The organism is Actinomadura keratinilytica, assembly GCF_039539665.1.
Classification (GTDB): domain Bacteria; phylum Actinomycetota; class Actinomycetes; order Streptosporangiales; family Streptosporangiaceae; genus Spirillospora; species Spirillospora keratinilytica.
On record NZ_BAABDO010000014.1, the window covers coordinates 84,805 to 98,148 of the forward strand.

General features: G+C 74.3%; 11 protein-coding genes. 7 read left to right on the plus strand and 4 right to left on the minus strand.

The annotated features are described in order from the left end of the window. Positions 1 to 202: 202 nt before the first annotated feature. Complete coding sequence (locus ABD879_RS32910; RefSeq protein ID WP_425549623.1) at positions 203 to 457, minus strand: alpha/beta hydrolase; 255 nt, start codon at positions 455 to 457, stop codon at positions 203 to 205. 494 nt (positions 458 to 951) lie between these two features. On the opposite strand from ABD879_RS32910, the gene ABD879_RS07805 reads away from it, so the two are divergent. The 5 genes from ABD879_RS07805 (at position 952) to ABD879_RS07825 (ending at position 8,427) form a co-directional block, all read left to right on the plus strand. Beyond that, entirely contained in the window at positions 952 to 1,311 is a 360-nt protein-coding gene (locus ABD879_RS07805) for a DUF3054 domain-containing protein (RefSeq protein WP_345018888.1), read from the plus strand. An 82-nt stretch (positions 1,312 to 1,393) separates the two neighbouring features. Then, positions 1,394 to 3,049, plus strand: a complete 1,656-nt coding sequence (locus ABD879_RS07810) for an AMP-binding protein (protein WP_345018890.1) — start codon at positions 1,394 to 1,396, stop codon at positions 3,047 to 3,049. 69 nt (positions 3,050 to 3,118) lie between these two features. Beyond that, positions 3,119 to 6,139: an alpha/beta fold hydrolase gene (locus ABD879_RS07815; RefSeq protein WP_345018892.1), complete on the plus strand. Its 3,021-nt coding sequence runs from the start codon at positions 3,119 to 3,121 to the stop codon at positions 6,137 to 6,139. Positions 6,140 to 6,265: 126 nt separating this feature from the next. Further along, positions 6,266 to 7,627, plus strand: a complete 1,362-nt coding sequence (locus tag ABD879_RS07820) for a cytochrome P450 (RefSeq protein WP_345018894.1) — start codon at positions 6,266 to 6,268, stop codon at positions 7,625 to 7,627. Continuing rightward, positions 7,624 to 8,427: an SDR family oxidoreductase gene (locus ABD879_RS07825; RefSeq protein WP_345018896.1), complete on the plus strand. Its 804-nt coding sequence runs from the start codon at positions 7,624 to 7,626 to the stop codon at positions 8,425 to 8,427. Before ABD879_RS07820 ends, ABD879_RS07825 begins: the two co-directional genes overlap by 4 nt. A gap of 31 nt (positions 8,428 to 8,458) precedes the next feature. Here ABD879_RS07825 and ABD879_RS07830 read toward each other — a convergent pair whose 3' ends face one another. After that, positions 8,459 to 9,316 carry an oxygenase MpaB family protein gene (locus ABD879_RS07830; protein WP_345018897.1) on the minus strand — a complete coding sequence of 286 codons (858 nt, stop codon included), beginning with the start codon at positions 9,314 to 9,316 and terminating at the stop codon, positions 8,459 to 8,461. A gap of 75 nt (positions 9,317 to 9,391) precedes the next feature. Here ABD879_RS07830 and ABD879_RS07835 point away from each other — a divergent pair, with 75 nt between their 5' ends. Both ABD879_RS07835 and ABD879_RS07840 read left to right on the plus strand, forming a co-directional pair. Beyond that, a complete protein-coding gene (locus ABD879_RS07835; RefSeq protein ID WP_345018899.1) occupies positions 9,392 to 10,048 on the plus strand; it encodes a TetR/AcrR family transcriptional regulator in 657 nt (218 codons plus the stop codon). Between the two features lie 89 nt (positions 10,049 to 10,137). Continuing rightward, on the plus strand, positions 10,138 to 11,604 hold the full coding sequence (locus tag ABD879_RS07840) for a carboxylesterase/lipase family protein (protein WP_345018900.1): 1,467 nt from the start codon (positions 10,138 to 10,140) through the stop codon (positions 11,602 to 11,604). On the opposite strand, the gene lhgO is transcribed toward ABD879_RS07840, so the two are convergent. Both lhgO and ABD879_RS07850 read right to left on the minus strand, forming a co-directional pair. Then, positions 11,601 to 12,785, minus strand: coding sequence for an L-2-hydroxyglutarate oxidase (gene lhgO / locus ABD879_RS07845; protein ID WP_345018914.1), 1,185 nt, complete (start codon positions 12,783 to 12,785; stop codon positions 11,601 to 11,603). The genes ABD879_RS07840 and lhgO overlap by 4 nt on opposite strands. Positions 12,786 to 12,971: 186 nt before the next feature. Beyond that, entirely contained in the window at positions 12,972 to 13,163 is a 192-nt protein-coding gene (locus ABD879_RS07850) for a hypothetical protein (RefSeq protein ID WP_345018902.1), read from the minus strand. Positions 13,164 to 13,344: the final 181 nt, after the last annotated feature.

Below are 13,344 nucleotides of genomic sequence, written 5' to 3' on the forward strand. Positions count from 1 at the left end.
TCCCGGGGGCCTCTTCGCATTTCGGCCGGGGGCGACGCCCTCGAACCCCGACAGGCCCCTGGGGGCTTTGCAGTTCCCCGGGCTTTCTCGCTCATAGGGGCCGACACCCAGGACCGCCTACCCGTGCGGGTTCGACTCGGCGTCCTCGGCCTGTGCGGGTGTCTTCCACCAGCTACCGGGGGAGCCTTCTCTAGGTGTTCCGTCAGCCAGGTGTCGGGCTTGTGACATCGGTCAGTACGTCGCTGCTGGACGTGCGCGGCGCCGCATACCCCAGCCACGCCACGACCGCGATACCGGGGTCGGGGGTCACCGCGTGCGCCTGCCGCCATAGCGCGCTGCCCCGCCCGCGGGGGGGCGGACCACGGCTTGCCGGCCCGGTCGTCGAAGTACGAGAGCGTGGTGTCGGCCCCCAGGACCAGGAGCACCACGCGTCGTGCGCGTGCCAGGTCAGCTTGATGACTTCGGGGAGACGCCTGGGACCTCGTCAGGTCACGTTGCGTGCGCTCCCTGGGCTCCATAGGCCCTTGGCTTGCTTCCTGGGGTGCTTGGGGCTCCTGAACGCGTGCCCGGCCGTTCGTCCCTTGTTCCGCGGCCCCGGTCGGGGCCTCGGCCTATGTCGGTGCTTGTTCGCTGACCTTGGTGGCGCTTCCGAGAGGTGTTCTGTCCGCCGGGGGTTGGACTTGTGCGCGGTGTCTTCCCCCTGCTCCTAAAGGGTTCCGGGAACACTCGTCCAGTCCATGGGGACGCTTCGTGAGTTCCCAGAGGGGTTCGTTACCTGGGCCCCGAAGGGGCCTGCCGGTTGTTCGCCCGTCGGGTTCGGGGGCTTCGCCTGTGTCAGGTGCTTGTTCGCTGGCCTTTGGGGGTGATTCCCCGTCGGGGGGGCGGGCTTGGGGGTTGGGGCAGGGCAGAGGGGTTGTGTGGGGGAGCGGTGGGGGTTCTTATGCTGGGGGCGTGCGTAATGTTGGGGCGGCGGCGCTGGATGCCGTGTGTGTGCTCGTGTTCGTGACGATCGGGCGGGCGTCGCATGAGGAGGCGGCGAGCCTGACCGGGATCGCGGGCACGGCGTGGCCGTTCCTGGTGGGGCTGGCGGTGGGCTGGCTGGTGACGCGCGCGTGGCGGCGGCCGGAGGCGTTCGTGCCCGCCGGTGTGGGGGTCTGGGCGTCCACCGTGGCGGTGGGCATGGTGCTGCGGGTCGTCTCGGGGCAGGGGACGGCGGTCTCGTTCGTCGTGGTGGCGTCGCTGTTCACCGCGCTGTTCCTGCTGGGGTGGCGGGGCGTCGCCAAGGCGGTGCGCAGGCCCGCGCGGGCCTGAGGCCGCTGATCGTTTCGGTTGACGGGATGCCTCGGCGCTGGTGAAGTTACCCCCGAGTTTTTACTCGGCGGGAAGGAACGTCATGGCATCTGCCCTGCGGGACTGGCTGGACAAGCCGAATGTCGAACGCGGCGTTCACCTGGCGACCGACGACGGCGGCTGGGAGTTCCGCGACTACGGGGAGCTGGCCGCGGCGGCGCGGCGCACGGCCGGGGCGCTGCTGGAGACGGGCGTGGCCCCCGGCGACGTGGTGTGCGTCGTCCTGCCGACCGACTTCACCTGCGTGGAGACCTACTTCGCGGTGTGGGCGGCCGGTGCCACGGTGTGCCTGCTGACGCCGCCGCTGTTCCAGGACGGCGACGAGTACGTGGCGCACGTGGCGGCGATCCTGCGGCAGGCCCGGCCCCGGGTGACGATCGCGTCGCCGGACCTGGCCCCGCTGATCGGGCGGGCCATGGCGGACGCGGGGCTGCCCGGCGAGCCGTGGATCCCCCGGCAGGCGGAGCGGGAGGCCGAGCTCAGGGAGCCGGGGGAGCCGGCCCTGCTGCAGTTCACCTCCGGGTCCAGCGGCGCGCCGCGCGGCGTCATGGTCACCTGGGAGAACCTGCAGGCCAACGTCGAGCTGATCACCCGGACGGCCGGCTTCCAGGACGACGACACGGTGGCGTCCTGGCTGCCGCTGTACCACGACATGGGGCTGATCGGCTGCTTCATCACGCCGATCTCCCGGCAGGCCGGGCTGCGGCTGATGCGGCCCGACCAGTTCATCCGCGACCCCGCGCGGTGGCTGCGGTGCTTCGCCGAGGCCAGGCACACCGCGGCGCCGCCGTTCGCGTACGCCTACTGCGCGCGGCGCGTCAAGCCCGAGCAGCTAGAGGGCGTCGACCTGTCCGGCTGGCGCACCGCGATCATCGGGGCCGAGCCGATCGACCCGCACGCGCTGGAGGTCTTCGCGCAGCTGGTGGAGCCGTTCGGGTTCTCCCGGCACACGTTCATGCCCGCGTACGGGATGGCGGAGACCACGCTGCTGGTCACCGCGGACGCCCGCCGGGACGACCCGCTGGCGGTGCGGCCCGACCCCGAGTCGCTGGAGTTCGGGCGGAAGGTGAGCGTCCTGGACTCCCACACGCTGGGCCCCGCGTCGGTGGGCGCCAAGGCGGGCTGGGTGGTCGGCTGCGGCACGCCCCAGCCGGACGTGCCGGTGACGATCGTGGACGACGACGGGCGGGAGCTGCCCGAGGGGCATCTCGGGGAGATCGTCGTCGGCGGCGCGTCCGCCTGCCCCGGCTACTACGCGGGCGCGGAGGGCAAGTCGACGCGGTTCGGCGACGGGCTCGTCTACACCGGGGACGCGGGCTTCTTCCACGAGGGGCAGCTGTTCGTGCTCGGCCGGATGGGCGACAGCATCAAGGTGCGCGGCCGGTCGGTGTACGTGGAGGACCTGGAAGCCAAGATCGCCGAGCTGACCGGGCTGGGCAAGGGCCGGATCGTGGTCGTCGGCGTGCCCGGCGCCGGCACCAAGGGGCTGGCGCTGTTCGCCGAGACGAACGACGCGCCGTGGGCCGGCGACGTGCGGGAGACGCTGCGCCGCAGGCTCGGCGCCGACGTCGAGCTGACGATCGTGGTGGGCGGCGGGCTGATCCAGCGGACCTCCAGCGGCAAACCGCGCCGCCGCCACATGTGGGAACTGCTGCAGGCGGGGAAGATGCCCGGGGCGCGGATCGTCCCGCCGACGTAGATCGTTGACCGGCGGCGTCGGTTGCGGACACGATGTCCATGACGTTGTGAAAGGCCGACGATGCCCGCTGTGACGACATCTCTGCTGCGCCTGGGCGCCCGCCTCGGGGCGACCGCGCAGAACGCGCTGGAGGTGGTCCGGTTCGGCGGGCTGGACACCGGCGAGGACGCCGCGCCGTACGAGGTGGTCGGCGCCCGGCGGGTCTACCGGCTGCGGCACTACTACCCCGGCGACGGCGAGGGCCGGCCCGTGGTGCTGCTCGTGCCGCCGCTGATGATCACGGCGGAGGTGTACGACATCTCCTCGCGGGTCAGCGCGGTGCGGGTGCTGCGGGAGCTGGGCGCCGACCCGTGGGTGGTCGACTTCGGCGCGCCGGAGCGGGAGCCGGGCGGGCTGGAGCGCACCATCACCGACCACGTGCTGGCCGTCAGCGACGCGGTCGACCGGGTCCGGAAGGCCACCGGGCGGGACGTGCACGTCGCGGGCTACTCGCAGGGCGGCATGTTCGCCTACCAGGCGGCGGCGTACCGGCGCAGCGAGGGCGTCGCGTCGCTGGTGACGTTCGGCAGCCCGGCCGACACCAGCGTGGGGCTGCCGTTCGGGGTGCCCGCCTGGCTGGCGGCCGAGGGCGCGGGCCGCATCCCCGAAGGCTTGATCCGCGGCTTCGCCGTACCCGGCTGGGTGCTGCGCACCGGCTTCCAGCTGCTCAGCCCGGTCAAGTCGGTGCGCAGCCGGGTCGGCTTCGTGCTGGCGCTGCACGACCGGGAGCGGCTGGCGCCGCGCGAGCGGCAGCGCCGGTTCATCGAGCGCGAGGGCTGGGTGGCCTGGCCCGGCCCGGCGCTGGCGGAGTTCATCCGCCAGTTCGTCGCGCACAACCGCATGCTGACCGGCGGGTTCGTCATCGGCGACCGGGTGGTGACGCTGGCCGACATCACCTGCCCGGTGCTGGCGTTCGCCGGCGAGGTCGACGAGATCGCGCCGCCCGCCATGGTGCGGGCCATCGGCCGCGCCGCGCCCCGCGCCGAGGTGTACGGGGCGACCCTGCGGGCGGGGCACTTCGGGCTGGTCGTGGGGAGCCTGGCCGTCTCCCGGACCTGGCCCGCCGTCGCCGAGTGGGTCAGGTGGCGCGACGGGGACGGCGACCTGCCCGAACTCGTGCGCCCGCTGGAAAGCGAGGAGCGGGCGGCGGCGTCCCCGCCGGGCGGCGCGGCCGCGTACGGGCTGCAGCTGGCGGCCGGCATCGGGGTGAACGCCGCCCGGTCGGCCGTGGTGACGGCGGCGCGGGCCGTCCAGGGGATCGGCCAGATCGCGCGGGAGGCCGGGCAGAACCTGCCCCGGCTGGCGCGGCTGGAGCGCATCCAGGCCGACACGCGCATGTCCATGGGGCTGCTGCTGGACGAGCAGGCCGACCGCGCCCCCGACGACGTGTTCTTCCTGTACCAGGGGCGCGCGTACACGCAGGCCGCCGCCAAGGGGCGCATCGACGCGGTGGTCCGCGGGCTGATCCACATCGGGGTGCGGCAGGGCGACCCGGTGGGGGTGCTCATGGAGACGCGGCCCACCGCGCTGGCGCTGGTGGCGGCGCTCAACCGGCTGGGCGCCGTGGCGGTGCTGCTGCGTCCCGACGGCGACCCGGCGCGCGAGGCGGCCCTGGGCGAGGTGGACCGGATCATCGCCGACCCGCAGAACGCCGAACGCGCCGCCGCGCTGCCCGGCGTCCGGGCGTACCTGCTGGGCGGCGGCCGGGCCCGGGGCGACCGGACGCGCGGCCTTCTCCTGGCCGACGCGCCGATCGATGCGCCGACCGATGCGCCGACCGATGCGCCGACCGATGCGCCGACCGATGCGCCGACCGACGCGCTCACCGACATGCTGACCGACATGCTGACCGACATGGAGCGCATCGACCCCGACCGGGTGGCGGTGCCCGGCTGGTACCGGCCCAACCCGGGACGTGCGGGCGACCTGGCGTTCGTGTGCTTCACCGGCGACGGCGAGCACCTGCGGGCCCACCGGATCACCAACCGGCGCTGGGCGCTGTCGGCGTTCGGCACCGCGTCGTCGGCGTCGCTGTCGGCCGCCGACACCGTGTTCAGCATCACCCCGCTGCAGCACCCGTCGGCGCTGCTGATGAGCCTGGGCGGCGCGGTGGCGGGCGGGTCCCGGCTGGCGCTGGCCACCGCCTACGACCCCGAGACGTTCTGGGACGAGGCCCGCCGCTACGGCGTGACGGTCGCGTCCTACACCTGGACGCTGCTGCGCGACCTGGTGAACGCGCCGCCGCACCCGGGCGAGCGGCACCACGCCGTGCGGCTGTTCATCGGGTCGGGCATGCCGCGCGGGCTGTGGCGGCGGGTGGAGGAGCGGTTCGCGCCCGCGCGCGTCCTGGAGTTCTACGCCACCACCGAGGCCGAGGCGATCCTGGTCAACCTGACCGGCCGCAAACCCGGCTCGCTGGGGCGCCCGCTGCCCGGCAGCGCCCGGGTGCGGCTGGCCCGCTACGACCTGGAGAACGGGCGGCCGGAGCAGGGCCCCGACGGGTTCGCCGTCGAGTGCGCGCCGGACGAGATCGGCGTGCTGCTGGTGCGGGTCGCGCCCGGGGCCGCCGCGTCCGCCCGCCGCCCGCTGCGCGGCGTGTTCGCGCCGGGGGACGCGTGGCTGTCCACCGGCGACCTGTTCCGCCGCGACGCCGACGGCGACTACTGGCTGGTGGGGCGGGAGACCGAGCTGATCCGCACGGCCGAGGGCATCGTCCCGCCCGGCCCGATCCGCGACGCGCTCGGCGACCTGCCGTACGTGGACGCGGTCGCGGTGTACGGGGTCCCGGCCGGGGACGGCACCGAGGCCGTCGCGGCCGCGATCAGCCTGCGCGACCCGGACACCGAGGTCAAGCCGGTCGATCTGGCCGAGGCGCTGCTGCGGGTGCCGCCGGAGATGCGGCCGGCGCTGGTCCGCGTGGTCGACGAGATCCCGGTGACCGGCGGGCGGCGGCTGCGGACCGACTCGCTGCGCGCGGAGGGCATGCCGCGTCCGGGGCAGGGGCGGGTCTACGTCCGCGACTCCGCGGGCGGGTACCGGCCGCTCGCCTGACCGGCCCCGCGCCTTCGGGACGGTCCGTCCCGACCATCCCTGGACGCGCACTCGTCCGGTGCGTTACAACAAAGCTACATAAATCGCGTTTTTGTAGCTTCCCCCTTCGGGGGCCTGGGAGGGTCCATGGCCGCCAGCATCCTCGCCCCACCGCCGCCCGGGAGCGGGCTCAAACCCGTGCCCGGCGTCCCGGGCCTGCCGTTCATCGGCAACACCCTGCAGGTGATGCGCGACCCGTTCGGGCAGGCGCGCAAGCGCTACGAGCAGTACGGCCCGGTGTCGTGGGGCTGGCTGCTCGGCCAGCGCACGGTGACCGTCCAGGGGCCCGAGGCCGCCGAGACCGTCCTGGTCAACCGGGACAAGGCGTTCGCCAACGGCCCGGCGTGGAGCTACTTCATCGGGCCGTTCTTCCACCGCGGCATCATGCTGCTCGACTTCGACGAGCACCTGCACCACCGGCGCATCATGCAGCAGGCCTTCACCCGGGACCGGCTGCGCGCCTACATGGAGCGCATGGCGCCGAGCATCGCCGCGGGCCTGGACGCCTGGGAGCCCGGCCGGGGCTTCACCGTCTACGACCACGTCAAGCAGCTCACCCTCGACCTGGCCACCGACGTGTTCATGGGCGTCGAGCTCGACCGCGCCGAGGCCGACCGGATCAACGGCGCGTTCATCGACGCGGTCCGCGCGGGCACCGCCTACGTGCGCTTCTCGGTGCCCGGCCTGCGCTGGCACAAGGGCATGCGGGCCCGCAAGGCGCTGGAGGAGTTCTTCTACCGGCACCTGCCGGCCAAGCGGCGCGACGGCGGCGACGACCTGTTCGCCGCGCTGTGCCAGGCCGAGACCGACGACGGGCACCGCTTCACCGACGAGGACGTCGTCAACCACATGATCTTCGCGTTGATGGCGGCGCACGACACCACCACCATCACGCTCACCACCATGGCCTACCACATGGCCAAGTACCCCGAGTGGCAGGACCGGGCGCGCGAGCAGTCGCGCGCGCTCGGCAAGCCGGTGCTGGGCTTCGCCGACCTGGACGCGATGACCACCGTGGACATGGTGATGAAGGAGTCGCTGCGGATGGTCGCGCCGGTGCCGGCGCTGCCCCGCCGCGCTGTCAAGGACACCTCCGTCCTCGGCCACCACATCCCCGCCGGAAGCCTCGTCGTCGTGCCGCTGCTCACCAACCACCACATGGCCGAGTGGTGGCCGGAGCCGGAGAAGTTCGACCCCGAGCGGTTCTCGCCCGAGCGCCGCGAGGACCGGGTGCACCGGTTCGCCTGGGCCCCCTTCGGCGGCGGCGCCCACAAGTGCATCGGCCTGCACTTCGCGGGCATGCAGGTCAAGAGCATCATGCACCAGCTGCTGCTCCGCTACGGCTGGAGCGTGCCGGGCCGCTACGAATGGCCGCTGGACACCACCTCGCTGCCGTCGCCCAAGGACGGCCTGCCCGTGCACCTGTACCGGTTGGAGGGGACCCGATGAGCAAGGTCGTGCTGATCACCGGAGGCGCCCGCGGCATCGGCCTGGCCACCGCGCGGGCCGTCCGCGCCAAGGGCGCCGACGTCGTCATCGGCGACGTCGACGAGGCCGCCGCCAAGGAGGCCGCCGACCGCATCGGCGTGCGCGGGCTGGCCCTCGACGTGACGTCGCGCGAGTCGTTCACCGCGTTCCTGGACGCGGCGCAGGAGGCGGCCGGCCCGGTGGACGTGCTGGTCAACAACGCGGGCATCATGCCGATCGGGCCCGTCACCGAAGAGAGCGACGCCGACGCCCGCCGCTGCATGGACGTCAACGTCCACGGCGTCATGCTCGGCACCAAGCTCGCGCTGGAGCGCATGCTGCCGCGCGGGCGGGGCCACATCGTCAACATCGCGTCGCTGGCGGGCGTGCTGCCCACCCCCGGCCTGGCCCTCTACAACGCCAGCAAGGCGGCCGTCGTCGCGTTCACCGAGGCGACCCGGCTGGAGGTGCGCGACCGGGGCGTGCACGTCAGCGCGGTCCTGCCGACGTTCACCAACACCGAGCTGGTCGCCGGGACGCGCAGCCCCAAGGGGCAGCGCAACTGCGAGCCCGAGGAGATCGCCGCCGCGGTCGTCGACCTCATCGGCCGCCCGCGCCCGCAGGTGGTGGTGCCGCGCCGGCTGGGCGCGCAGGTGCGGCTCGGCGCGCTGTTCCCCGACGCCCTCAAGCGCGCCATCTCCCGCCGCTACGGCCTGGACCGCATCTTCCTGGACTACGACCCCGAGGCGCGCCGGGCCTACGACGCCCGCATCCGCGCCTAGCCTCCGGGCGGCCCGCCGCGGCCGCCCCGGGTCAGCGCACCCGCGGGCGGCCGTCGCGGGCGAAGGCGCGGCGGGCGTGCGGGAAGTAGCGGACGGCCTCCGGCAGCAGCGGCCACAGCGGGCCCATGCGGCGCACGGCGGCGGCGAAGCGGCGGTAGCGGCGCTCGTCGGCGGCGCTCCACGGCAGGCCGAGCAGCTCCCGCGCGCGGGGCGGCAGACCGCCGACGGTGAGGAAGCGGGCGACGGCGTCCAGCGGCGGGCTGACGCGGCGCCACAGGCCGCGGGGGACGCGGCGCGGCGCGGGCAGGCCCTTGGTGACGTACCCCACGCCGTAGCGGGCGGTGCGGTGCGGCTCGACCACCTCGTCCATCATGCGCTTCCAGTACGCCTGGAACGCCTCCCAGTCCTCGGGCATGGCCCGCTCGCTCACCCCGTACATGCGGAACCACGTCTTGGACTCGGCGTAGATGCGGCGCCGGTCGGCGTCGGTCAGCGGGCGGACGAACGTGTCGATGCCGTACATCAGGTGGTCGACGAACGTGGCGTGCGCCCAGTAGTAGGTCTCCGGGTCCAGCGCGTGGTAGCGGGAGCCGTCCGGCATCGTGCCCTTGACGTCGCGGTGGTAGTCGCGGACGCGGCGCCCGGTCTCGGCGGCGCGCGGCCCGCCGTAGACCGTGTCCATGATCGGGCCGACGGAGCGGCGCAGCCGGGCGAACGTCTCGGCGAAGAACACCGAGTGGTCCTGCACGCCCTGGCCGAGCGCCGGGAGCATGTTCTGCAGCACGGCCGCGCGCGGCCCCACCAGCATCAGCCGGGTGTCGCCGAAGTACCGCCAGGTGAGCGAGTCGGGGCCGAGCGGCGGGTCGGCCGGGGCGTGGTCGTCCGTCATGCGCACCGCCAGAGAGGGGAAAGGAACAGAGCAACATGAATTGTAACTTCGTGTTCGGCCGGTAGGGTGCGGGCTATGACCACCGATGCGTCCGCGCAGGCCGGGCTGCTGACCAGGCTGCGCACCGGCGGCCCCGACACCGACGACCTGGACGCCCGGATCCTGGACGCCGCGCTGGCGGAGTTCGAGACCTACGGGCTGCGCCGCGTCAGCGTCGAGGACGTCGCCAAGCGGGCCCGGGTCGCGCGCACCACGATCTACCGGCGGTTCACCAACAAGGAGCAGCTGCTGCAGGCCGTGATCCTGCGCGAGGTCCGCCGCTTCCTGACCGCGATCGCCGAGGCCACCGAGGGCCTGCCGACGCCGGAGGAGGCGGTGGTGGAGGGGTTCGTCGTGGGGCTGCGCGGCGCCCGCACCCATCCGCTGATCACCCGGGTGCTGCAGAGCGAGCCGGACGTGTTCGTCGACCAGCTCGGCATGAACGGCGGCGCGGTGCTGCTGGCCGCCCGCGACATCCTGGCCGACCGGCTGCGCCGGGCCAGTCCCGGCTCCGCCGAGGACTACGCGACGGTCGCCGAGGTGCTGCTGCGGGTGGCGCTGTCGCTGCTGCTCGTCCCGGGCGGCGGGCTCAGGCTGGACGACGAGGACGACATCCGCGCCTTCGCCCGCGCCCACCTCACCCGCATGCTCCGCCCCGTGGAGGGCCGCGCGCCGCAGGCCGCCGCGCCGTGACGCGGCCCGGGCCCCGCGCGTCCCGGCCCGGGCGCCGGTCGCGTACGCTCGGAAATACTCGAACTTCGTTCTAGTTCGTAGGAGAGCGTATGCGGGCGATCGTCGAGACGCGGTACGGCAAGGTGCGGGGGCGCGCCGACAACGGGGTGACGGCCTTCCTCGGCATCCCCTACGCGGCGCCGCCGTTCGGCCCCCGGCGCTTCAAGGCGCCGCAGCCGCCCGAGCCGTGGGACGGCGTACGCGACGCCACCGCCTACGGCCCGACCGCGCCCAAGCCCGGCTACCCGCGCCCGTACGACATGCTCCTGCCCGACCCGGACATCCCCGGGGAGGACTGCCTCAACCTCAACGTCTGGACCCCCGACCCCGGCGGCTCCGGCATGCCGGTCATGGTGTGGATCCACGGCGGCGCGTTCCGCAACGGGTCGGGCGCGGTGCCGGTCTACAACGGCGCCGCCTTCGCCCGCGACGGCGTGGTCTGCGTGACGATCAACTACCGGCTGGGCGTCGAGGGCTTCGCCCACCTGCCCGGCGCACCGGCCAACCGGGGGCTGCTGGACCAGATCGCCGCTCTGGAGTGGGTGCGCGACAACATCGCGGCGTTCGGCGGCGACCCGTCCCGCGTCACCGTGTTCGGCGAGTCGGCGGGCGGGATGAGCGTGTCCACGCTGCTGTCGCTCGACCTGGGCCTGTTCCGGCGGGCCGTGGCGCAGAGCGGTGCGGGCTCCATCGCCCAGACCGCCGACGACGCGCTGCTGGTCACCAAGGAGATGGCCGCCCGGCTCGGCGTCGAGCCGACCGCCGAGGGGTTCGCCCGGCTCGCCCCGGCCGAGATCATCCCGGTGCAGGCGGCGGTCGCGGCCGAGGTCGCCGCGTTCCCCGACCCGAACCGGTGGGGCGCCAGCACCGCCGCCGGGGGCATGTCGCTCACCCCGGTGATCGACGGCGACCTGCTGGAGCGCCGCCCCGAGGAGGCGGTCGCGGCCGGCGCCGGCCGCGGCGTCGACCTGCTCACCGGCTACACGACCGAGGAGTTCCGGCTGTTCCTCATGCCGACCGGGCTGGCCGACGCGCTCACCCCCGACACGGTGGACCTGGTCGCCGCCGGCATGGGCGTCCCGCCGCACGTCGTCGCCGGCTACCGCGAACGGCACGCCGACCTGACCCCCGGCGAACTGCTCGCCGCGATCATCACCGACAGCATGTTCCGCATCCCGGCCAACCGGCTCGCCGAGGCCCACGCCGCGCACGCGCCGACCTGGATGTACGAGTTCGCCTGGCGGTCGCCCCGCCCGGACCTCGGCGCCTGCCACGCGCTGGAACTCGGCTTCGTGTTCGACAACCTGCACTCCGCCGACACCGAGGGCATGGCGGGCCCCAACCCGCCGCAGCGGCTGGCCGACGCCATGCACCGCGCCTGGGTGGACTTCGCCGCCCACGGCGACCCCGGCTGGCCGCGGTTCGACGCCGACGCCCGCCGCGTCAAGGTCTTCGACGCCGTCGCCGACGAGGTCGTCCGGGACCCGCGCGGCGACGACCGCAAGCTGTGGGGCTAGCCGAGCAGCCGGTCGACGACGTGCTCGGCGATCGCCAGTGACGAGGTGGCGGCCGGGGACGGGGCGTTGCGGACCGTGACCACGGGCCCGAGGCGGCCGATGCGGAAGTCGTCGACGAGGGAGCCGTCCGGGTCGACCGCCTGCGCCCGCACCCCGGCCGGGGCCGCCACCACGTCGGCGGCGGTCAGCTCGGGGACGAACGCGCGCGCCTGCGCCACGAACGCCCGCCTGGACGCCGACCCGTACATCTCCTTCAGGCCGGTGCGCCAGTGCCGCCGCGCCAGCCGGCGGAAACCGGGCCAGCGCAGCGTGTCCCACACGTCGGCCGGGCGCACGTCCCGCCACCGGTAGCCCTCGCGCGCCAGTGCCAGCACGGCGTTGGGGCCGACGTCGACGCCGCCGTCCACGCGCCGGGTGAAGTGCACGCCGAGGAAGGGGTACCGGGGGTCGGGCACCGGGTAGATCAGGCCGCGCACCAGATCGGTGCGGCCGGGCCGCAGCCGGTAGTACTCCCCGCGGAACGGCACGATCGCCGGGGCGGGGAAGTCGCCCGCCAGGCGCGCCACCCGGTCGGACTGCAGCCCCGCGCACACCACCAGCAGGTCGAACGTCAGCTCCTCGGCGCGGGACGCCACCGCGACCCGCTCGCCCGCCCGGCGCAGCCCGACCACCTCGAAGCCGAGCCGCACCCGGCCGCCCGCCGCCGCCACGTCGTCGGCGAACGCCCGCGCCACCGCCGGGAAGTCGACGATCGCGGTGCTGGGGGAGTGCAGGGCCGCCACCCCGGCGGCGTGCGGCTCCACCTCGCGCAGCTCCGCGGGCGACAGGCGGCGCAGCCCCGGCACGCCGTTGGCGGTCGCGCGGCGCTCGATCTCCGCCAGCGGCGCCAGCTCGGACTCGTCCCGCGCCACGACGACCTTGCCGCACTCCACGTACGGCAGGCCGCGCTCGGCGCAGTACTCCTTCAGCAGCCCGATGCCGCGCCTGCACAGCGTCGCCTTCAGCGAGCCGGGCGCGTAGTACAGGCCCGCGTGCGCGACGCCGCTGTTGTGGCCGGTCTGGTGGGCGGCGATGCGGTCCTCCTTGTCCAGCACCGTCACCTCGGCCCCGGGCCGCACGAGCGTCAGCCGCCGCGCCACCGCCAGCCCGAGGATCCCCGCCCCCACCACCCCGATGCGCATCTCCGTCACGCCGCCGAAGATACGCCCGACCGCCCGGCGACGTGTCCGGCGACCGGCTCTACATCGCCGGCGAGTGCGGGTCCGGGCCGACGCCGGCCGACCGCTGGGGCCTGACCGCGGGCAGGATCACCGAACCGGAGGGCAGCGGCGCGACCGCCTGACCCGAAGCCGCGAGCCGCCGCCGGGTCAGCCGCCGCCCAGGCGCTTGCGGCCCTGGGCGCGCAGCCGGCGGCGCTGCGACGGATCCAGCATCAGGTAGCCGACCACGGGCAGGGCGACCACGCCCAGCACGATCAGCAGCGCGATGAGGGGGCCGAGGATCTTCAGGGCGACGAGTCCGACGGCCACACCGCCGATGACGAGGACCACCTTGGGCATTGCCACACCTCCGAGGCTCTTATCCGGCGAACGGCCGCGGCGGGCCGCCGGTTCCGGATCCGGGCCCTTTCCACGATATATCGCGTGCCGGGCCCGCCCCCAGCCCCCGAGGCGCGGCCCCTAGGGCGTGTCCGGTGGATCATGCGTTGATCCAGAACAAGGCGGTGACCAGCACGATCGC